The 19332-nt window shown below is 65.1% G+C and carries 20 protein-coding genes; 8 read left to right on the top strand and 12 right to left on the bottom strand.

Translation table 11 applies throughout. From position 1 onward, the window contains the following. The first annotated feature begins 139 nt into the window (after positions 1 to 139). Positions 140 to 952 carry an SGNH/GDSL hydrolase family protein gene (locus tag QF047_RS03340; RefSeq protein WP_307273924.1) on the top strand — a complete coding sequence of 271 codons (813 nt, stop codon included), beginning with the start codon at positions 140 to 142 and terminating at the stop codon, positions 950 to 952. An 18-nt stretch (positions 953 to 970) separates the two neighbouring features. Here the strand turns inward: QF047_RS03340 and QF047_RS03335 are convergent, their stop codons facing one another. Then, entirely contained in the window at positions 971 to 1579 is a 609-nt protein-coding gene (locus tag QF047_RS03335; RefSeq protein ID WP_307273921.1) for a GNAT family N-acetyltransferase, read from the bottom strand. 76 nt (positions 1580 to 1655) lie between these two features. On the opposite strand from QF047_RS03335, the gene QF047_RS03330 reads away from it, so the two are divergent. Then, a complete protein-coding gene (locus QF047_RS03330) occupies positions 1656 to 1889 on the top strand; it encodes a DUF6480 family protein (RefSeq protein ID WP_307273918.1) in 234 nt (77 codons plus the stop codon). A 298-nt stretch (positions 1890 to 2187) separates the two neighbouring features. Here the strand turns inward: QF047_RS03330 and QF047_RS03325 are convergent, their stop codons facing one another. The 6 genes from QF047_RS03325 to QF047_RS03300 all read right to left on the bottom strand — a co-directional run bounded on the left by QF047_RS03325 (position 2188) and on the right by QF047_RS03300 (position 7799). Next, positions 2188 to 3294, bottom strand: coding sequence for an IS110 family transposase (locus QF047_RS03325; protein WP_307273914.1), 1107 nt, complete (start codon positions 3292 to 3294; stop codon positions 2188 to 2190). Positions 3295 to 3606: 312 nt separating this feature from the next. After that, entirely contained in the window at positions 3607 to 4479 is an 873-nt protein-coding gene (locus QF047_RS03320) for a 3-hydroxyacyl-CoA dehydrogenase family protein (protein ID WP_307273912.1), read from the bottom strand. After that, complete coding sequence (locus tag QF047_RS03315) at positions 4476 to 5303, bottom strand: enoyl-CoA hydratase/isomerase family protein (RefSeq protein ID WP_307273909.1); 828 nt, start codon at positions 5301 to 5303, stop codon at positions 4476 to 4478. The genes QF047_RS03320 and QF047_RS03315 overlap by 4 nt, the downstream gene beginning before the upstream one ends. Continuing rightward, entirely contained in the window at positions 5303 to 6529 is a 1227-nt protein-coding gene (locus QF047_RS03310) for a thiolase family protein (RefSeq protein WP_307273906.1), read from the bottom strand. Before QF047_RS03310 ends, QF047_RS03315 begins: the two co-directional genes overlap by 1 nt. Before the next feature lie 116 nt (positions 6530 to 6645). Then, positions 6646 to 7338: a pentapeptide repeat-containing protein gene (locus QF047_RS03305; RefSeq protein WP_307273904.1), complete on the bottom strand. Its 693-nt coding sequence runs from the start codon at positions 7336 to 7338 to the stop codon at positions 6646 to 6648. After that, positions 7338 to 7799 (bottom strand): SRPBCC family protein, encoded by a 462-nt coding sequence (locus QF047_RS03300; RefSeq protein ID WP_307273902.1) that lies wholly within the window; start codon positions 7797 to 7799, stop codon positions 7338 to 7340. The genes QF047_RS03305 and QF047_RS03300 overlap by 1 nt, the downstream gene beginning before the upstream one ends. A 143-nt stretch (positions 7800 to 7942) precedes the next feature. Between QF047_RS03300 and QF047_RS03295 the strand changes: the two genes are divergently transcribed. After that, the gene (locus tag QF047_RS03295; RefSeq protein WP_221386135.1) at positions 7943 to 8119 is read left to right on the top strand and encodes a CsbD family protein; all 177 of its coding nucleotides are present in this window, start codon (positions 7943 to 7945) and stop codon (positions 8117 to 8119) included. A gap of 114 nt (positions 8120 to 8233) precedes the next feature. Here QF047_RS03295 and QF047_RS03290 read toward each other — a convergent pair whose 3' ends face one another. Then, positions 8234 to 9289 (bottom strand): DNA polymerase IV, encoded by a 1056-nt coding sequence (locus QF047_RS03290; protein WP_307281734.1) that lies wholly within the window; start codon positions 9287 to 9289, stop codon positions 8234 to 8236. Between the two features lie 222 nt (positions 9290 to 9511). Between QF047_RS03290 and QF047_RS03285 the strand changes: the two genes are divergently transcribed. Next, positions 9512 to 10486, top strand: coding sequence for a hypothetical protein (locus QF047_RS03285; RefSeq protein WP_307273897.1), 975 nt, complete (start codon positions 9512 to 9514; stop codon positions 10484 to 10486). 149 nt (positions 10487 to 10635) lie between these two features. On the opposite strand, the gene QF047_RS03280 is transcribed toward QF047_RS03285, so the two are convergent. The 4 genes from QF047_RS03280 to QF047_RS03265 form a co-directional block, all read right to left on the bottom strand. After that, positions 10636 to 12096 (bottom strand): amino acid permease, encoded by a 1461-nt coding sequence (locus tag QF047_RS03280; RefSeq protein ID WP_307273895.1) that lies wholly within the window; start codon positions 12094 to 12096, stop codon positions 10636 to 10638. Between the two features lie 174 nt (positions 12097 to 12270). Beyond that, positions 12271 to 12609, bottom strand: a complete 339-nt coding sequence (locus QF047_RS03275) for a Rieske 2Fe-2S domain-containing protein (RefSeq protein WP_307273892.1) — start codon at positions 12607 to 12609, stop codon at positions 12271 to 12273. After that, entirely contained in the window at positions 12606 to 15134 is a 2529-nt protein-coding gene (nirB, locus tag QF047_RS03270) for a nitrite reductase large subunit NirB (RefSeq protein WP_307273889.1), read from the bottom strand. The genes QF047_RS03275 and nirB overlap by 4 nt, the downstream gene beginning before the upstream one ends. Further along, on the bottom strand, positions 15134 to 15481 hold the full coding sequence (locus QF047_RS03265; protein WP_307273887.1) for a molybdopterin oxidoreductase: 348 nt from the start codon (positions 15479 to 15481) through the stop codon (positions 15134 to 15136). The genes nirB and QF047_RS03265 overlap by 1 nt, the downstream gene beginning before the upstream one ends. Positions 15482 to 15760: 279 nt before the next feature. Between QF047_RS03265 and QF047_RS03260 the strand changes: the two genes are divergently transcribed. The 4 genes from QF047_RS03260 to QF047_RS03245 all read left to right on the top strand — a co-directional run bounded on the left by QF047_RS03260 (position 15761) and on the right by QF047_RS03245 (position 19301). Beyond that, positions 15761 to 16522 carry a CPBP family intramembrane glutamic endopeptidase gene (locus tag QF047_RS03260; protein ID WP_307273885.1) on the top strand — a complete coding sequence of 254 codons (762 nt, stop codon included), beginning with the start codon at positions 15761 to 15763 and terminating at the stop codon, positions 16520 to 16522. Positions 16523 to 16630: 108 nt separating this feature from the next. Then, on the top strand, positions 16631 to 17071 hold the full coding sequence (locus tag QF047_RS03255; RefSeq protein ID WP_306635493.1) for a VOC family protein: 441 nt from the start codon (positions 16631 to 16633) through the stop codon (positions 17069 to 17071). A 22-nt stretch (positions 17072 to 17093) separates the two neighbouring features. Then, complete coding sequence (locus tag QF047_RS03250) at positions 17094 to 18047, top strand: 1,4-dihydroxy-2-naphthoyl-CoA synthase (RefSeq protein WP_306635495.1); 954 nt, start codon at positions 17094 to 17096, stop codon at positions 18045 to 18047. A 15-nt stretch (positions 18048 to 18062) separates the two neighbouring features. Beyond that, a complete protein-coding gene (locus tag QF047_RS03245) occupies positions 18063 to 19301 on the top strand; it encodes an AMP-binding protein (protein ID WP_307273881.1) in 1239 nt (412 codons plus the stop codon). The last annotated feature ends 31 nt before the right edge of the window (positions 19302 to 19332 follow it).

Below are 19332 nucleotides of genomic sequence, written 5' to 3'. Positions count from 1 at the left end.
GAGTCACAGGAGTCGCACGTCATCTGCAGGCGCATGTGAAGCAAAAACGAGTACTCAAGGTCAGTGACCGGCGCCGCAGGCAAGCGTACGGTGGCATGTACATGCCTTCTGCCGACAGTTTGTTCAAAGGAGAACGCCCATGGGAAAAGCATTAGTACGACGGCGGCACTCGGCTTTCGCAGCCGGTCTCGCCACACTTGCGATGGCACTCGGCTTCACGGCCATCCCAGCCGATGCGGCCCCGCGACCGGTACTCGACTACGTGGCCCTTGGAGACTCCTATGCCGCTGGTCAAGGCGCGACGCCTTACACCGATCGCAGCTGCTTCATAAGTCGCAAGGGGTATCCAGCGATAGCTGACAACCTTGGAAATGTGCGATTGGACGTGAACGCAGCGTGCTCGGGTCAGGTTGTGAGGGATGTGCTCCTCGACGTGCCCGAAGCGGTTGACGGGAACACGGACATAGTCACGGTTACGGTCGGCGGAAATGACCTCGGTACAACAAACGTCCTCCTCGCCTGTATTCCCGCTCCGCAATCTGCTGCATGTTTGGAGGCGGTGGGGACTGCGCGGGCGAAGCTAACAGACGGGACATTGGCTACAGAACTGGCCGCAGTGGTGGCAGCGATCCACTATGAATCGCCGTCCGCCAAGATCGTGTTGACGGGCTACCCATTGCTCTTCGATCCAACCCACCCCTTCGCCGGCATCGCGAACCCCACAACAGAGGTACTGAACGCGCTCATCGCAAATGTCGCCGTGGGGACGGGTGCACAGTACGTCGATGTAACAGCAGCCTTCGCGGACCACGGCGTAGGGTCAGCCGAGCCGTGGATCAACTTCAACCAAGCTGACCTCCTCGATCCAGCCAATTTCCACCCGACCGGAGAAGGTTACCGGCATGGGTACTTTGCTTCGCTGGTAAGCCAGAAGGCGTTTGATCGCAACTAAAAAGCAGCACGCGGAGCCCTATCCGCGCCGGGCGAGCCGGTATTCGAGCCCGGCGCGGACCATGGGCCATTCGTGTTCGAGGATGGAGAACACCACGGTGTCGCGGAGGATGCCGTCGCTGGTCCTGGAATGATTGCGGAGCACGCCGTCCTGCTTCGCTCCGAGCCGGGCAATGGCCTCACGCGACTGGTGGTTGAGCCAGTGCGTCCGGAACTCCACCGCCGGGCAGCCAAGCACCTCAAACGCATGGCGCAGGAGCAGAAGCTTCGAATCGGGATTCGTTCCTGTCCCCTGCACGGAAGCGGCATTCCAGGTGGAGCCGATCTCCACGCGGGGAGTGCCGGCGTCGACATTCATATAGGTGGTCATCCCGATGATCCTGCCCGGGCCGCCGGTAGCCGGGTCCATCAACCGGGTAGTGAAGGGCAGCATGGAGCCCTGCTCCTGCAGAGCGAGCCGCCGCTCAATCTCGGCTGCCATTCCCTCCGGCGAGGGCACCGAGGTGTACCAGAGCCGCCACAGCTCACCGTCCCTGGCCGCCTCGACCAGGCCGTCGTGGTGCTCCACGGACAGCGGCTCGAGGGTTACATACCGTCCGGTCAGGGTAAGGGGTTTAAGGAAAGCCACTGCACCAGCCTAGGTCCAACCTCCGCAGCCCGTTACGCTGGGGAACGACCCACGGACAGCAAACGAGGGAGATGACGTGTCAGGACACAATCCGGACCCGGAAGAGGACAAGCTGACTGGCCTGGAGCCTGGCGGCGGAGTGCCCCCGGGCGAAACGCCGCCGGGTGAAGCCTCCACCAACACCACCCAGGGCCATGACGAGCACGGCACGAAGAAGGGCACGCAGATCATCGTGATCGCTGCGATCGCGGTGGTGGTCCTGCTGGCGCTGCTCTACTTCGTCGGCTACATCGTGAGCATGCTCGACTGATATGTAGGTTCTGGTGTCAAGAGGGCATAGATGAGCGGCTCCTGGGTTTGTTCCGGGGGGCCGCTCATCGTGTGCCGGTCGGGTGTGGCGGGGGTAGTGCTGGCGAGTCGTTGTCGACGGCAGTGTCAGACTGATATGCGCGGGTTGGCTACCGCATGACGATGTTCGGCTGGAGCGTTGATCGGTGTCTAAGGTCGAGCGTCGACGGGGGTGATCCGTCTGCTCATAGTCGAGTCCCGGGTTAGCTCCGCGTGCTGCCACGTCACTTCCCACCACGTTCGAGGGGCACGTTCGGGGGTTAGGCCGCGGTCATGCTTTCTCCTCGCTGGAGCGGTGCGGCCAGTGACCAGCACCAGCCCGCGAGCTCGCGGGCGATCGCGGTGTTGGCTTTGACGGACGTTTTGTGGCGTTCATCGAAAACTTCCCATTTGTGGTGGAGGCGGTGGTTTCCTTCCAGGGCGCGGATCCGGGTTGCCGGCGCGACGAGATCGAGTTGGCGCAGCAGCCGTTCCCCGGGCCGGGAGTAGGGGCGCCGGTGTTGCCAAGCGGCCTCGATGAGGAGCTTGCGGGCGTAGGTGTTCCCGGCCTTCGTGATCGCGCCCAAGTGCCGGGACTGGCCCGAGGAGTTCTCGCTGGGCACGAGCCCGAGGTAAGAGCCGATGGACGAGCCGGTGAAGCGCGTCCAGTCCCCGATTTCCACGGCCAGCCCGAACGCGGTCGTGATCTGGATTCCGCGCATGCACATCAATGCGTCGATGACCGGGCCGTAGCGGCATGCCCTTGCGGTGGCTGCGACGTGTTTGTCGATCCGGGCAAGGTGCCCGGCGAGCAGTTCGGCCTGCTCCACATCTGCTTCGTAGGTGAACTGCAGTGCCGGTTGCTCAAAGCGTTGGCGATGCAGCCATAGGCTGTGTTCCTTCGTCCATCGGGTGTCGTTGGGGTAGCGGATGCCGTGACGCAGCAGGATGGCGTTGACGTGCTGACGGGCGTGCGCGAGGTCCTTAGCCGTGCCCGAGCGCAGCCGGGACAGATCCCGGAGCGCTTCTTCGTCCGGGTCCGGAATCCGCACCTCGGTAATGGAGCCGACCGCGAGCATCTCGGCCAACACCCTGGCGTCCCGCCGGTCGGTTTTGACCCGGTCGCCGGGAGCCCGCAACAGTTTCGAGGCCGCCGCGACTACACAGTTGATGCCTGCTGCGCGAAGGTACCGGGCAAGGACGAACCCGGTCGGGCCCGATTCGTAAACGACCTTGACGGGCGGCTCGAACCGGTGGACCCATTCCAAAACCATAGGCGGCTCAGAGGCCATGGTGTGGGTGCTGATTTCGCCGGTGGCCGGGCTCAGTGCATGGCCCACGATGTTTACCGCGTGAACATCCAGCCCGATGAAAGTATGCTCAAACATAGCCGGGACCTCCCAAGCTTCACATGTGGCACTACCATTGCACCCCCGATGAGCCGTCAGGCCCAAAGGGCGCCGTTAGTGGTAACCCACGGGACCTGTGACACAGAAGGCCCCGGCCCGTCCGGACAAAGGACATTCCGCCAGGGTTGCAGGCCCGGCAGCGCCGCCGCTCCACCAGAGGCAACTGATCCGGTCAAGCCGGCGCTGGCCGGACCGCCCCGGCGACAATGGCCGGGCCCGGACGGGCAGTCATCCAAGCAACGCGCCCCACTTCATATCGTCTAACCCGCTTTCCCGGCTGGGCCAGTCAATCTAGCTGGGCCAGTCAAAAAAGCCCTTCCCGGTTTTGCGCCCCAATTCGCCGCGGGCCACCTTGTCCTTGAGGATCTGCGGCGGCGCGAAGCGTTCACCCAGGGTGGAGTGGAGGTATTCGGCGATGCCCAGCCGGACGTCCAGCCCCACGATGTCAGTTGTTTTCAGCGGTCCCGTGGGGTGCTTGTAACCCAGGACCATGGCAGCGTCGATGTCCTCGGCGGACGCGACGCCCTCCTCCACCATGCGCATCGCCTCCAGGGCGATCGCTACGCCCAGCCTTGAGGACGCGAACCCGGGAGCGTCGTTTACGACGACGGCGGTCTTGCCGAGTGCCTCCACCCACCCTTTCGCGGCGGCAGCGAGGCCGGGAGACGTGCGCTTGCCGAGCACCACCTCGATGAGCGTTGACGCCGGCACCGGGTTGAAGAAATGCAGCCCCAGGAAATTTTCCGGCCGCTTCAGTTCACCGGCCAGGCCGTCCACGGACAGGGACGAGGTATTGGACGCCAGGTACGCATCGTAGGCCAGCCGTTCCTCGATCCCGCGCAGTGCCGTCACTTTTAAGTCCCAGTCCTCGGGCACTGCCTCGACCACCAGCTGCCGGTCTTTGAAAGTGTCGTAGTCCACGTCCACTGTCAGCCGGGATACGAGTTCGTCCAGGTTGGCGTCAACGGCGCCGCGCTCAATGCTCTTGGCCGCGGCCGATTCAACCCGCTCCCGGGCAGCCTCTGCGGACTGTTCGTCGCGCTCGATGACCAGTACGTCGGCTCCCTTAACCAGGAAGGCATGGGCGATGCCCGCACCCATGCGCCCGCCGCCCAGGACACCCACGCGCGAAGGCAGGCCAGGTGAAAGCTGCGATTTGCTCATGAATTCTTCTCTCCGGTTTCGGCGTCGGTTTTCACGCCGGTGTTCTTTTCGGCCTTCTTATCTGCGTTCCTGTCGAGGAACTTCTGCATCCGGTGGAACTTGGCCTCGGACTCAAAAAGGATGCCCTGGGCCAACTGGTCAATGAGCGGATGAGCTTCTGCGGGGGCGTGGAACACCGACTTGGTGATCCGCACCGCCAGCGGGTCCTGCCGGACGATCCGGTCCGCCAGTTCATGCGCCGCGTCCAGCAGCAGTTCCGGCTCGTGGATCCCGGTGATGAGGTTTACCGCCAAAGCTTCGTCGGCGCCAAGGACTTTGCCGGCCAAAAGGATCTGCTTGGCCACCGGTTCCCCCACCAGTTCCTTAAGCCGCCAGCTCGCACCTGCCGCGGCGAGGATGCCCAGCCCGGTTTCCGGGTTTCCGATGCGCACGTTCGGCGTACCGATCCGGAAGTCAGCCGAATAAGCCAGTTCCGCGCCGCCGCCCAGGCAGTACCCGTCCAGGGCCGCAATCACCGGCATGGGCAGCTTGGCGATCCGGACGAAAATCGTGGAATTGATGCCCTGCAGGGCATCGTCCCGGCGCCGCTCGCGCAGCTGGGCGATGTCCGCTCCCGAGGCAAACACACCGTCAACCCCTGCGATGATCAGCACCTTCGGGTTCTGCTCCAGGGCCGTGCAGACCACATGGAGTTCATCCACCATCTGCTGGTCGATGGCGTTCCGCACCTCGGGACGGTTGAGGAGCACCACCACACGGTCCGTGCGCTCCTCCACCATCAGCGCATGGAATTTCTCCGCCGCCAAGTCCACAGCCCCCGCCATCAGACCTTCTCCAGCAGCATCGCCGTACCCTGACCCACACCAATGCACATCGTCGCCAGCCCCACCTTGGCGTCCTCACGCTCCATCCGCCCCAGCAGCGTGATGGCGATCCTGGCCCCGCTGGAACCCAGCGGGTGGCCCAAAGCGATGGCGCCGCCGTCGTTATTCACGATGTCCGGTTCCAGGCCCAGCCGCCGGATGCACGCCAGGGACTGGGTGGCGAAGGCCTCGTTGAGTTCGACGGCGTCAAGGTCACCGACGCTGAGGCCGCTCCGCTTCAGGATTTTCTGCGTGGCCGGCACGGGACCGATGCCCATGATTTCCGGCTCGCAGCCGGCCGAGGCGCCATCGATGATCCGCGCCCGCGGCATCAGGCCCAGCCGCTCGATGGCCGCCTCCGAGGCGACGATGATGGCGGAAGCGCCGTCATTGAGGGACGAGGAGTTGCCGGCGGTGACCACGGTCCCGCCGTGCGTTACCGGCTTCAGCCCGGCAAGGACGTCCAGGGTGGTGCCCTCGCGGGGGCCTTCATCGGTGTCCACCACGTGCTCGGACTTGCGGGTCTTGACGGTGACGGGGACGATCTCGTCCTTGAAGCGGCCGGCAGCGATGGCGTCCAAGGCCCGCTGGTGGGAGCGGACGGCGAAGGCGTCGGCGTCCTCGCGGGAAATGCCGTCAACGCGGGCTACTTCCTCCGCGGTTTCCGGCATGGCGTAGGTCATCTTGCCGTCGCGGGCCAGTTCACCCTTGTGGAACCGGGGATTCGTGAAGCGCCAGCCAATGGATGTATCGAAGATCTGGCCCGGCTTGGCGAAAGCCGCGGTGGGCTTCTCCTGGACCCAGGGAGCCCGGCTCATGGATTCAACACCGCCGGCAATCACGATGTCCGCGGCGCCGGCCTTGATCATGTGGCTCGCCTGGATGATGGCGCTCAGACCGGAGGCGCAGAGCCTGTTGACGGTAATGCCCGGGATGTGGAGGGGCAGCCCGGCGAGCAGGGTGGCCATCCGCGCCACGTTCCGGTTTTCCTCCCCGGCCCCGTTGGCATTGCCCAGGATGACTTCGTCGATGCTGTCCGGATCCAGGCCCGCCCGGTGCACCGCTTCCCGGATCACCAGGGCTGCAAGGTCATCAGGGCGGATGGACGACAGCGCGCCGCCGTATTTGCCCACCGGCGTTCGGACCCCGCCAACAAGGAAAGCCTGCGGACCTGCGGTTGCAGCCATGGAAACACCCTTCACGCGATAAACAGCACTGTCATCTGCGGCCGGCAGCTCCCCCACTTACCGACCGTTCGTTCTGTAAATAGTACACGGAGGAGTCAGCTGTGAATACCAGGGTTTTAGAGGACCGTGACGCCCAGATGCGCTGCCAGCAGGGGCGCCAACAGGCCCAGCTGGAATTCATCGATCACCACGCCGGCCAGGCTGCCGAGTCCGCTGATACTGCGGAATTCGGTGCCGCGGAGGTCGAAGTCCTTGAGTCTCGCCCCACTAAGGTCCAGCGACCCGACGGTGCAGTTCTTCAACGCCACCCGGGTCCCTGCTGCTGAACCGAGGTCCAGTTCGTTGATGATGCAGTCAGTGATCAGCACATCCGTGAGCTTGGCGCCCCGCAGGTTGAGGAAATCCAGCTTGCCGCCGTCGATGCGCACGGACTGCCAGCCGCTCTCATACAGTTCGGCCGAGCCCAGCCGCGGGTTACGCAGCTCAACGTCCCGCCACGTGGTCCGGGCAGCCCGGAAAACGGGGGAATACAACTCGCCCAGGATGCAGTCGCGAAAGGAAGAGCCGCGGAGCTGGGTGTCGTTGAAGGAGATGCCCTGGAACTCACACTCGGCGAAGTCCGTGCCGGCCAGTTCCAGGCCGTCGGCCTCCACGCGGCTGTACCGGCCGCCGTCGTGCCTTTCCCCGCGCCGGAAACCCTGCGCGGGATCCTCGGCCAGGTCTTCCAGCACAACAGGCGAGACCCTGGGGGCAGCAACTTTAGATGCGGCGGCCTTGGCGGCGCCGCTCCGGCCAGTTGAAGCCGCCACTACGCGAGCGATTCCGCTTTGGCGGCGATCTCCGCGAGGTCCTTGGTGAGGGCCTTGCGGGTGGCGGCCATGCCCATCCGGCCGAACAGCAGCATCAGGATTTTGCTGGCAACAGTGGGCTTGATGACCTCGGCAGCGAACGTGAGGGTGAGGTCCGTGCCGGCGTCCCGCGGGGACAGGCTGAACCGGGTGGTGTAGTCCGCTCCGCCCTGCCCGGCCCTGACGGTGGTGCTGCGGTTCGGCTCAGTCTCGGCCACCCACATCTCCACGGTTTCAGCCCTGCCGAACATCTTCCGGGTCTCCTTCCAGCGCGTCCCCTCGCCATACGGGCCATCGGTGAGGAGTTGAACGGACTCCACTCCGGAAAGGGTGGCCGCCGAGCCGGGGATATCCGTAATGACGGACCAGACTTTTTCCGGTGGCGCCTGGATGTGCTGGGTGAGGCTGGTGCTGTGCTCCATGTTTCGAGCCTAGCCGCGGGCACCGACAATCAACAGGCGGCCCGTCCGCCCGAAACAGAGAAGGCCCGAAATAGTAAGCAAGCTTCGTGTTAGGGTGAAAATGCACTGTTTTTGATCAAAGGAAACGAAAGGAGGCCACCACCATGGGCCTCGGAGACAAGATCAGTAACGCAGCAGAAGATCTCGGCGGCAAGGCCAAGGAAGCAACGGGCAACGCGACCGATAACGACCGCCTGAAGGCCGAAGGCCAGGCCGACCAGGTCAAGGCTGACGCCAAGAAGGTGGGCGAAAGCGTCAAGGACGAGTTCAAGCGCGACTAGCCTCTCCTGCGGCAGCCAGGCTTCACCAGGCCGGCTGTAACAGAGCGAAACGGCGGCGGATCCCCACGATCCGCCGCCGTTCTGTTTGTCCAGGGAATCAGTTTCCGGGATCCATCACCATCCGCTGCGGGTTGGCGTATGCCCCTGCCGGGAGTCATCCGGCATCGTCATTTCGGCCCGCAAACCGAGGAGCCGGATGGGGCGCTCCGGCTCGATTTTCGCCACCAGGTCGAGGGTGCGGGCGAGTACTTCCGCGGGGTCCGATGTCTCGGGGATCTTCCTGGCGTACGTCTTGGTGATGAACGGGGCGTAGCGGACCTTGAGCGTCAGCCCCACCACCGGCCGCCCCTCGGCCGCGACATCCTCCAGGACGTGCGCCGCCAACTCCCTGACGGCGTCCTCAATCTGCCCGGATTCCGTCAGATCATGCTGGAAGGTGGTTTCGCGGCTGTGCCCGCGGGCCACCCAGGGCGTGTCATCCACCGTCCGCGAACCGTCGCCCCGCCCCAGCTGCGCATACCAGGGGCCCATCCTCGGCCCGAACTCGGGGACCAGGTCCTCCGGATTGGACCCCGCGAGCCCGGCGACCGTCTTGATGCCGAGCGTGGCAAGGCGGCGGGAAATCTTCGTTCCCACGCCCCACAGCTCGGTGGTGGGCCGGCTCCCCATGACCTCGAGCCAGTTCGCTTCTGTGAGCCGGAAGACGCCGGCGGGTTTGCCGAACGACGTCGCCACCTTTGCCCGGACCAGGGTGTCGCCGATGCCCACACTGCAGTGCAGCCGCGTCTCCTCAAGGACGGCACGCTGCACCTGCCGGGCGTACGCCTCGGGATTATCCGTCTGCACGCCGATAAACGCTTCATCCCAGCCGAGCACCTGGACTGTAGCGCCGGGTTGTGAACGCAGCACCGCCATGACTTTTTCGGACGCTTCCAGGTAGGCCTCGTGGTCCACGGGCAGGATCACAGCCTCGGGCACTTTCCGCGCGGCGATGCGCAGCGGCATGCCGGAGCCCACGCCGAACACCCTGGCTTCGTAGGACGCCGTCGAGACGACGGCCCGCTCGGTGGGATCGCCGCGGCCGCCAACGATCACCGCCTTGCCCGCGAGCTCGGGCCGGCGGAGCACCTCGACGGCGGCGATGAACTGGTCGAGGTCCACGTGCAGCACCCACGGTTCGCCTACAAGCCCCGGTTCACTCACAAGCCCCAGTTTGCCCCGGCGCGGCGCCCGGCACCACCGTTTCCACCGCTTTCCGTCAAATTCGCCGGAACGCTGCCTTGACGCTGAACCGTTTCGGCGAACCTGCACGGTTCCAGCGTCCATGGACATTTTCCACATAGCGACGACGGCGCCTGGCCCAAGGCGTTACCCACTCCTGAAGCTGGGTGCATGACAAAACGTTCCGCACCTTTGCCGCAATTGCCGGCCACGGGAAACCTCTGGCGAACCGACCAGCTTCATGCCAAGGGGCTCAACTCCCGGACCATCCGGCATCTGGTCAATCAGGGAAGCCTCGTCCGCTTGCGGTATGGCTGTTACATCCGCGGCTCGGTGTGGGAAAAGCAGTCTGCAAAAGTCCGCAGCCTGCAGTTGATCCATGCCCATGCCCATGGGACACTCACCACCTCAACGGGAAACCTTGTCTACAGCCATACTTCCGCGGCACGCCTTCACCGCCTCTTCCTCTGGGATGTGGATGACCTGATCCATATCCTGCTCCGGGTTCGGCCATCCGGCGAGCGCCTCGGGAAGGATGTCCGCGGCCATACCCGGCCCTATACGGATTCGGAAGTGACAATGATCGGAAACCTCAGGGTGACGACCCTTGAACGGACAGTTGTGGACTGCGGGATGATGCTTGAATACCGCCAGGCACTGATCCTCGTGGACCATGCGCTTAGGTTCGGTGCCAGCCCCGATCTTATGAATGCCATGGCCGGCAACCTGTCAGGCTGCGGTGGAATAAGAACCCTTCGCCCCGCACTGGCCAATGCGGATGCCCGCGCCGAATCGGCCGGAGAAACGCTGACCCGGGAGCTCCTCGCACGGCTAAACCTGCCCATGCCCGAAGCACAGGTGGAGGTCCGGAGCCGCTTGGGCTGGCACCGCTTCGACTTCGCGTGGCGGGAGAAGAAAGTCGCTCTTGAATTCGACGGGAGGATCAAATATTTCGACTACGCACCAACCGCTGAGGTCCTGTACCAGGAGCGGCGCCGGGAGAAAGCACTTACTGAAGAGGGGTGGCTCTTCGTCCGCGTCGAGTGGAAGGATCTGTTCCGCGAACACGAATTCAAGAACCGCATCCTCGCTGCCCTCTCTAACCGTGCCGGCGTCCAAATCGCCGGAACCGTTCCGGGACGCTGAAGCGTTTCAGCGACCAGGCACTGTTCCGGCGATTCAGGTCATCCGGCACGCTGGAACGGGCGGGAGGACGCCAAACGGCGGGCCGCCCCCGAAAGGGTGACCCGCCGTGGGTTTCGGCAGGCTCAACCACCCGCCTGCCGCAAGAGGTGCTAGCTGTACAGCTCGCTCTTGGGCTCGTTGTTCTTGACCTTCTGCCAGCCCAGCCACAGGACCACCGCGAAGAACGGGATGGTGGCCAGGGTCCAGAGGCCCAGGTAGAACACCTCGCCGCTCTTGCTGGTCATCGTGTCGAAGCCGATGAGCACCGTGATGGCCAGCAGGCCAATTAGGCCGGCCCAGCTGGTCCACGGCGAACCGGGCATCGGCAGGCTGGAGGTGACACCCTTGCGGTGGCGCAGCACAATCTGGCTGGCGAAGATGGCGCCCCAGCAGAAGATCACGCCGATGGAGGCCGAGTTCAGTGCCAGGTCGAACGCGTAGGAACCGCCCAGCCAGATGTTGAGGAGGATGCCCACCAGGTAGAACACCGCGATGGCGAGGATGGCCGCGTACGGGACGTGCCGCTTGGACATCTTGGTGAGCCACTGGGGTGCGTGGCCGTTGTTGGCCATGGTGCGGAACACGCGGCCGATGGAGTACAGGCCGGAGTTGCAGGAGGAAAGTGCGGCGGTGATGACGATCATGTTCATCACGTCACCCACCCAGGCCAGGCCCATCTGGCCGAAGACGGTGACGAACGGTGAGGTGCCCGCTACGTACTGGTCGGACGGCAGCAGCATGGCCAGCAGGGTCACGGAGCCAACGTAGAACACCACGATGCGCAGGACGACGGCGCGCACGGCCTTGGGCACTTCGCGTTCCGGGTCCTGCATCTCCCCGGCGGTGATGCCCACCAGTTCGATGCCGTTGTAGGCAAAGATCACGGCATTGAGGACCAGGACCATCACCACTGCGCCCTTGGGGAACATGCCGCCGTCACCGGCGAAGAGGTTGGCGACCGACGCATGGCCGTCGCCCACCTGGGCGTTGGTGACCACCATGAAGGTGCCCACTGCCAGGAAGATCAGGATGGCGCCCACCTTGAGGCAGGAGGCCCAGAATTCGAACTCGCCGAACGCCTTGACGCTTAGCAGGTTGACTGCCACCAGCAGCGCCAGTGCGGCGATGGCGGAGGCTTCCACCGGGACGTTGGGGAAGAAGAACTGGAAGTACAGTCCGATCGCGATCAATTCCGCGATGCCGGTCATGCCCCAGTTGATGAAATACATCCAGCCGGAGAGGTAGGCGCCCTTTTTGCCGAACATCTCGCCGGCGTAGCTGACGAATGAGCCGGAGGTCTGGCGGTACATGATGAGTTCGCCCAGCGCCCGCATCAGCAGGTAGGCGATGACGCCGGCAATGGCGTAGGAGAAAATCAGGGCCGGGCCAGTGGAGGCCAGCCGGCCGCCGGCACCCATGAACAGGCCGACGCCGATGGCGCCGCCCATGGCGATCATGGTGACGTGGCGCCGGCCCAGCGTCTTGCTGTAACCCTCGGCGCTGAGGGAGGGGTCGACGGCGGTGGATGGTGCCGTGGGGTTCTGGAGATCTGTGGGGGTACTTTGAGGCACAACGGTTCCTTGTGGGTTGGGGGTTGGCCGCATCCGGAACACGAATGATCCCGCTCACATAATTCGGGGAAATGCCTGTTGGGCAACCCAATGTGATGGGAATCTCTCGTGGCGCCGAAGCTTCGCGCGGCTCGTCTATCTTACAAGACGCAACGGGGTGCTACGTGACGCGCGCTACACCGGGAGCTGCAGGACCAGATTCTGCTGCGCGTCCGTTGACACGGTGTAAGGGCGGAGATTGTCCACGCCGGTGGTGGAGCAGCCCGTGGCCAGGTCAAACGCATGCTGGTGCAACGGACACACCACCACGTTGAGGTCAAGGGTGCCGTCGGCCAGCGGGCCTCCCCGGTGCGGACAAACCGCCGGGAGCGCCCGGAGCGAGCCGTCCCGAAGCCGGAAAACGGCCACCTGCCCGCCGTCCACGGCGAAGGCCCTGCCCTCGCCGAGCGGAATCTGCTCCACCGGCCCCAGGACGAACGCCTTTCCTTCCATCGGAATGTCGGTGGTGCTCATTGGACGGGTACCTGCGGGAGCACCGTCAGCGGCAGGGAGGTGCGGAACTGTCCGGGGGTCATTGCGTCCCCACGCTCTGTCCAGGGGTCCTCGTAGCTGTCGACGGAGGCCTGCATGGCGGTGTCCAACCGGGCCGCAAGGCCCTCCGAGTCGGCCACAATCACATTCCGCAGATGCTCGATGCCAACCCGGGGGACAAACGAGTACGTCCGTTCCAGCCAGTTGGCGCGTTCCCGGTAGTACTGCATGAACCTGCCGGCGAGGACCTTGACCTCTTCAGGATCATCTACGGTGGCGAGGAGATCGCCCTTGCGGATGTGGGCGCCGGCAGCACCACCCACATAGATCTCCCACCGGCCGCCTTCCACCGCCACAACTCCCACGTCCTTGACTAACGACTCCGCGCAGTTCCGGGGACATCCGGACACCGCCAGCTTCAGCTTGGCCGGCGCTTCGATCCCCTGGAAGCGGGATTCGAGCTCAATGCCAAGCCTGGTGGAATCCCCGGTCCCGTAGCGGCAGAAGTCCTTGCCCACACAGGTCTTCACTGTGCGGAAGCTCTTCCCGTACGCATAACCCGAGGGCATGTCCAGGTCCGCCCACACCTGCGGCAGGTCCTCCTTGCGGATCCCCAGCAGGTCGATCCGCTGCCCGCCGGTCAGCTTGATCAGCGGGACATTGTGCTTCTCGGCAACGTCGGCGATCCGGCGCAGCTGCTGGACCGACGTCACCCCGCCCTTCATCTGGGGCACCACCGAGAACGTGCCGTCCCGCTGGATGTTGGCGTGCACGCGGTCATTGATGAACCGGGCGTCGCGTTCGTCAATGTACTGGTCCGCCAGCATCATCTTCAGCAGCGAGGCAAGCCCCATCTTGGACCTGGCGTCTTCACCGCCCGGAGCCAGTGCCTGGAACACGGCCGAGACCGAACGCAGCCCGCGCTTCCGGATCTCCTCCATCAAAGCCGTCTTGTCCAGGGGAATGGCGGGGACGTAGTAACTGGCCGCGGGGTCCTCTTCCACGGCTCCATCCGCCGCCCATTCCACCACCTGCCGCACCAGCAGCTTGCACGAGCCGCACCCCTTGCCGGCGCGGGTAGCCTCCATGGCTCCGGCAACGGTGGCGCAACCGCCCTGCACCGCGTCCACCAAGGTCTTCTTGCTGACGCCATTGCAGTTGCACACCTGCGCGTCACCGCTGAGCTCGGCCACTCCAGTGTCCCCGTCCGGCGTGCCAAGGTCGAACATCAGCCCGATCCGCTCCTCGGGCAGGGGCAGTCCCCGGTCGTAGGCCTGGGTCAGGTAGGCCACCTTGCGGCTGTCGCCAAGGAGCGTGGCGCCCACCATCTTGTTGTCCCGGACCACGATGGATTTGAAGACGCCGCGGCTGGGCTCGGAGAAAACGATATGTTCATCCGTGTCGAGTTCGGGTCCGTGCAGGCCCATGGAGGCCACTTCGACGCCGGCCACCTTCAGCTTGGTGGCCGTGCGGGAGCCCAGGTATATGGCGGAGGTGTCCGCCCCTGTCACATGGTTGGCCAGCACCACGGCCTGCTCCCAGAGCGGTGCCACCAGGCCGTACACCTCACCGCGGTGCTGGACGCACTCCCCCACCGCGTAAATGTCGTCCTCGTCCTGGACCCGCAACCTGTCATCCACCACGATGGCCCGTTCCACGGGCAGGCCGCTGAGGACGGCGAGGTCCACGTTGGGGCGGATTCCTGCGGCCACCACCACCATGTCGCACGCGATGTCGGTGCCGTCGCGGAGGCTGACCCCGGTGACCCGGTCGCGTCCCAGCAGAGCCGTGGTGCGGCTGCCGGTAAGTACCCCGATGCCCAGGGCCTCCACGCTGCGGCGGAGCACCGCACCGCCGTCGGGCCCCATCTGCGCGCTCATCAGGTGACCAGCAGAATGGACCACGACCACCTCGATCCCGTTGCTGCGCAGGCCGTAGGCTGCCTCAAGCCCCAGTAGTCCCCCGCCGATCACCACAGCGCGGCGGTGGTGCTCGTCCTGCCCATACGCCACCATTTTGCGGGTGTCGTCGATGGTGCGGAACCCGAACACGCCCGGCTTCACGGACCCCGCGGGCGTGTAAAGGCCGTCCATCGGCGGCATGTGCGAGCGGCTGCCGGTGGCGATGACCAGGGTGTCGTAGGGTGTCACCCTGCCGTCGCTGGAGAAGACGTGCTTCGTGAAACGGTCGATCCGGTCCACCCTGACGCCGGCATGCAGCGTGATGCCGTTGTCCTGGTACCAGGAAAGGGAGTTCAGGAAAATATCGGCGTCGTTTTCCTCGCCGGAGAGGACGTGGCTGAGCATGATCCGGTTGTAGTTTCCATAGGGTTCATCGCCAAACATGGTGATGGTGAACTGTCCGGCACTGCCCCGGGCGAGGATTTCCTCCACCGCCCGGGCGCCAGCCATGCCGTTGCCGATCACCACCAGCCGGCGGCGCGGGCCCGGCGCGGAGGGACCTTGCCCAGATGGCCGGGTCCGCGGAGCGTCCAGGACGCTGGTCATCAGTGTTCCACCATGCCCAGGTCGATCACCACGGACCCGCTGACGCCCTCCGGGGCGGCCAGGTACAGCTCGATGGCCGACCCGCCCTCGATGTCCTCCACCACCCGCAGCGGAACATGGACGTCGCTTTTGGCACCGATGGGAAAGTACCGCATGGGCACCCCGTTACGCAGGAGGGCCACCGTGATCAGTTCCGGGCTCGAATTGCCGCCGCGGAAGTAGAGCGTCTGATTAATGACCCCGTCCGGGACGTAATGCGAGAGCTCGCTGTGAATGGGCACCGGTTTTTCCATGCCCGCGCCCTGGAAGGGGAAGATGCCCTGGAGGAAAAGGTTCTTGGTCAGCATGGGCGTGCCCTTTCGGCCGGCAACAACTGTTACAGCCCATCCTGCGACGCCCATGTTTCGGGCTGCCGGTTCCCCGGTAACGATCCCTTAACGCAAAACTCACTGTTTTTCGGGAGCACTCAACCGCCGGCCTCTAGCCGCCCGACCTAACTACCTGACGTCCCTCAGGCGGAGCCAGCGGTTGTTGAGTCAAGCGCCCATCCAGGCCGCATTGAACGTCCCCATTCACGCTGTCGGTGCGTTATCTGCCAGCCAGTTCGGTGGGGATAGGCTGGCAACATGGCCATCGCACACCGCCGACCACCCGCACCGCAGCCGCAGCTCTACCGCTTTTCGCCCCTCGACTTCACAGCGGTGGGCCTGTACGTGGCTATTGCCGGATTGTTCGCGGTGGCCAGGGAATTGGTGGCGCCCTTCCTCCGGCAGGTCGCTCCCACGCCGGCCGCGGCCTCCTACGCCATGAACCTGCTCTTTTATGCCTCGGTGGGAATCCTGGCGCTCCTGGCCGCCCGCCAGGTGGTGGGCCGTGACCTGCGGGTGCTGGCAACCCGGCCGTGGTTCACCCTGATGATGGTTCCGGCCGCCGTGATTGTGATGATGATCCTCACGGCCGTGGTGGTGGCGGCCAGCGGTAATGTGGCAACCTCCGAGAACCAGGCTGGACTCCAGGCACTGATGCAGCAGGTCCCGGCGTGGCTGATGGTCCCGCTGCTGGTGGTGGTGGGCCCGTTCGTGGAGGAATACATCTTCCGCCACCTGCTGATCGGCAAGCTGAGCCGGCGTATCAACCTCTGGGTGTGCTGCGGGTTGTCTGTCCTTCTGTTCGCCGCCCTGCACATCGTGGGCCGGGAGGCGCTGACGCTCACCGTCCTGCTGCCGTACCTGGCCATGGGGGCAACGCTGGTGTTCGTCTATGTCTGGACCGGCAGGAACTTGATGTTCTCCTACTTTGTCCATGCCGCCAAGAACCTGCTGGCAGTGGTGTTCATCTACGCCATCCCGCCGGAGGTCTACGAACAGCTCCAGCAGGTCCCGGCCTAGCCAGGCGGGCTGCGGCTACGCCGAATGGCTGGACCCTTGGACCGTGAACACCGGAAGATGCCCGTGCCGGCCCTGTCGCACCGGCCCTGGCCCACGTAGCTTGGTGGCATGGGACTGAATATCCAGATTGTCATTGACTGCCGTGATCCGCACCATCTGGCCGAGTGGTGGGCGGAGTCCCTGGACTGGGCCGTGGAGCCCCAGGACGAAGGTTTCATCCGGTCCATGATCGAGCAGGGGTACGCCAGCGATGATCAGACAACCATCCACAACGGGGTGCTCGTGTGGCGTGATGCGTGCGCCATCCGGCCGCCCGAGGAACTCGAGGTGAAGGCACCCACGCGGCGCCTCCTGTTCCAGACGGCGCCGGAGGACAAAAGAGTCAAGAACCGCGTGCACTGGGACATCAACCTGGCGGGCCGGGACAAGGACGAGGTGCGCCGGGAACTTGAGGCCCGGGGTGCCACGTTCCTTTGGACAGCCAATGAGGGACCGCATTCATGGCACACGATGGCGGACCCTGAGGGCAACGAGTTCTGCATCAACTGACCCCGATTACTAGACTTGGACGGTGAGCAACCAAATCCCCGCCTCGGTGTCCGACGTCTTCGATCCCACCCGCTGGCGTGTTGTGTCCGGCTTTGACGACTTCCAGGACATGACCTACCACCGGCAGGTGGAAAGGGATTCCGACGGCGGGTGGGTGCGTGACCTGCCCACGGTCCGGATCGCTTTCAACCGGCCCGAGGTCCGCAACGCATTCCGCCCCGGCACGGTGGATGAGCTGTACCGGGCGATGGACCACGCACGGATGTCACCGGACGTCGCCACCGTCCTGCTCACCGGCAACGGCCCCTCCCCGAGGGACGGCGGCCACTCCTTCTGCTCCGGCGGAGACCAGCGGATCAGGGGCAGGGACGGGTATCGGTATGCAGACGGCGAGACCCAGGAGAGCATCGACCCCGCCCGGGCCGGCAGGCTGCACATCCTGGAAGTCCAGCGGCTGATGCGGACCATGCCCAAGGTGGTCATCGCCGTCGTCAATGGCTGGGCTGCCGGCGGCGGGCACTCCCTGCATGTGGTGGCCGACCTCACCATCGCCTCCCGGCAGCACGGCAAGTTCAAGCAGACGGACGCCACGGTGGGAAGCTTCGACGCCGGCTACGGCTCGGCCCTGCTGGCGCGCCAGATCGGGCAGAAGGCCGCCCGGGAAATTTTCTTCCTGGCCCGCGAATATTCCGCGGAGGACATGGTCCGGATGGGCGCCGTGAATGAGGCCGTGGACCACGGGCGCCTCGAAGAGGTTGCCCTGGAATATGCGGCGGACATTGCGCGGCAGTCGCCGCAGGCCATCCGCATGCTCAAGTTCGCCTTCAACCTTGCCGACGACGGACTCGCGGGCCAGCAGGTTTTCGCCGGCGAAGCCACGCGGCTGGCCTACATGACGGACGAGGCGGTGGAGGGCAAGGAGGCCTTCCTGCAAAAACGCGATCCGGACTGGTCCAACTTCCCGCACTACTTCTAAGGCAGGACCCGGCAAATGAGCAGCGAACCAACAGGCTCCACCAGCAGCAACACACAAATCACCGGCGCCCCCAACATCGAACCGGCCCTGAAGGCCCTGGCCGCCGCACTCCACGGCGAGGGCCCCGCCGTCGAACTTTCCGTCGATGGGGACGGACACCTGGTGGTAGGCCATGTGGACACGCCTGGCTGCGACGACGCCGTGGCCGTGGTCCGCACCTCCGGTTCCACCGGGACCCCCAAGGCCACCGTCCTGACGGTCGAATCCCTGGCCGCATCCTCGATGTCCACGGCCCTGGCGCTCAAGGGTGAAGGTCAGTGGCTCCTCGCGCTGCCCGTCCAGTACGTGGCGGGCATCCAGGTCCTGGTGCGTTCGCTGTTCGCCGGCACCCGCCCCTGGGTGATGGACATGTCCGGCGGGTTCACCCCCGAAGCCTTCACGGCTGCGGCCCTGGAACTGACCGACAAAATCCGGTTCACGTCGCTGGTCCCCACCCAGTTGCAGCGGCTCCTGGATGCGCCCTCCCCGGACACCCTGGCAGTACTCCGCCGGTTCAACGCCATCCTGCTGGGCGGCGCCCCCGCCCCCGCGCCGCTGCTGGCCGCCGCCGCGGAGGCCGGCGTCCGCGTCGTCACCACCTACGGCTCTGCCGAGTCCTGCGGCGGCTGCGTCTATAACGGCTTCCCGCTGGAAGGGGTGTCCGTCCGGGTTGAGCCTGACGGCCGGATCCTGCTGGGCGGCGACACCATCGCGGCGGGCTACCTCGAAGCGCCGGATGAGGCCAACGCCACCTTCTTCGAGGAGGACGGCGTCCGCTGGTACCGCACCAGTGATCTGGGCAGCATCGACCACGACGGCCGGCTCACCGTCCTGGGCCGGGCCGATGATGTCATCATCACCGGCGGCATCAAAGTTTCGGCGGCGCATGTGCAGAAAGAGCTGGAAAAGTCCGACGCCGTCGCCGCAGCCTTTGTGACCGGTGTCCCGTCCGCGGAGTGGGGCCAGGCGGTGGCCGCCTACGTGGCACTGGCCGAAAAAGGCTCAGGGACAGGGGCCGGGACCGCCGCCGAAGCCGTCGGCTTCGCGTCAGGCCGGGACCACGCCGTCGTCCTTGAACAGGAATGGCACCGGACGCTGGGCATCCTGGCGCCCAAAACAGTACTCGCCGCCAAGGCACTGCTGATGCTGCCGAACGGTAAGCCCGACCGGCTGGCAATGGCCGCCGAACTCAACGCCCTGCACCAGGGAAAGTAAAGTAGACCTGCACCACCGGGCAGGACCCCAC

The organism is Arthrobacter sp. W4I7, assembly GCF_030816215.1.
GTDB classification, from domain to species: Bacteria; Actinomycetota; Actinomycetes; order Actinomycetales; family Micrococcaceae; genus Arthrobacter; species Arthrobacter siccitolerans_A.
This window is presented reverse-complemented; position numbering and strand designations above follow the sequence as displayed.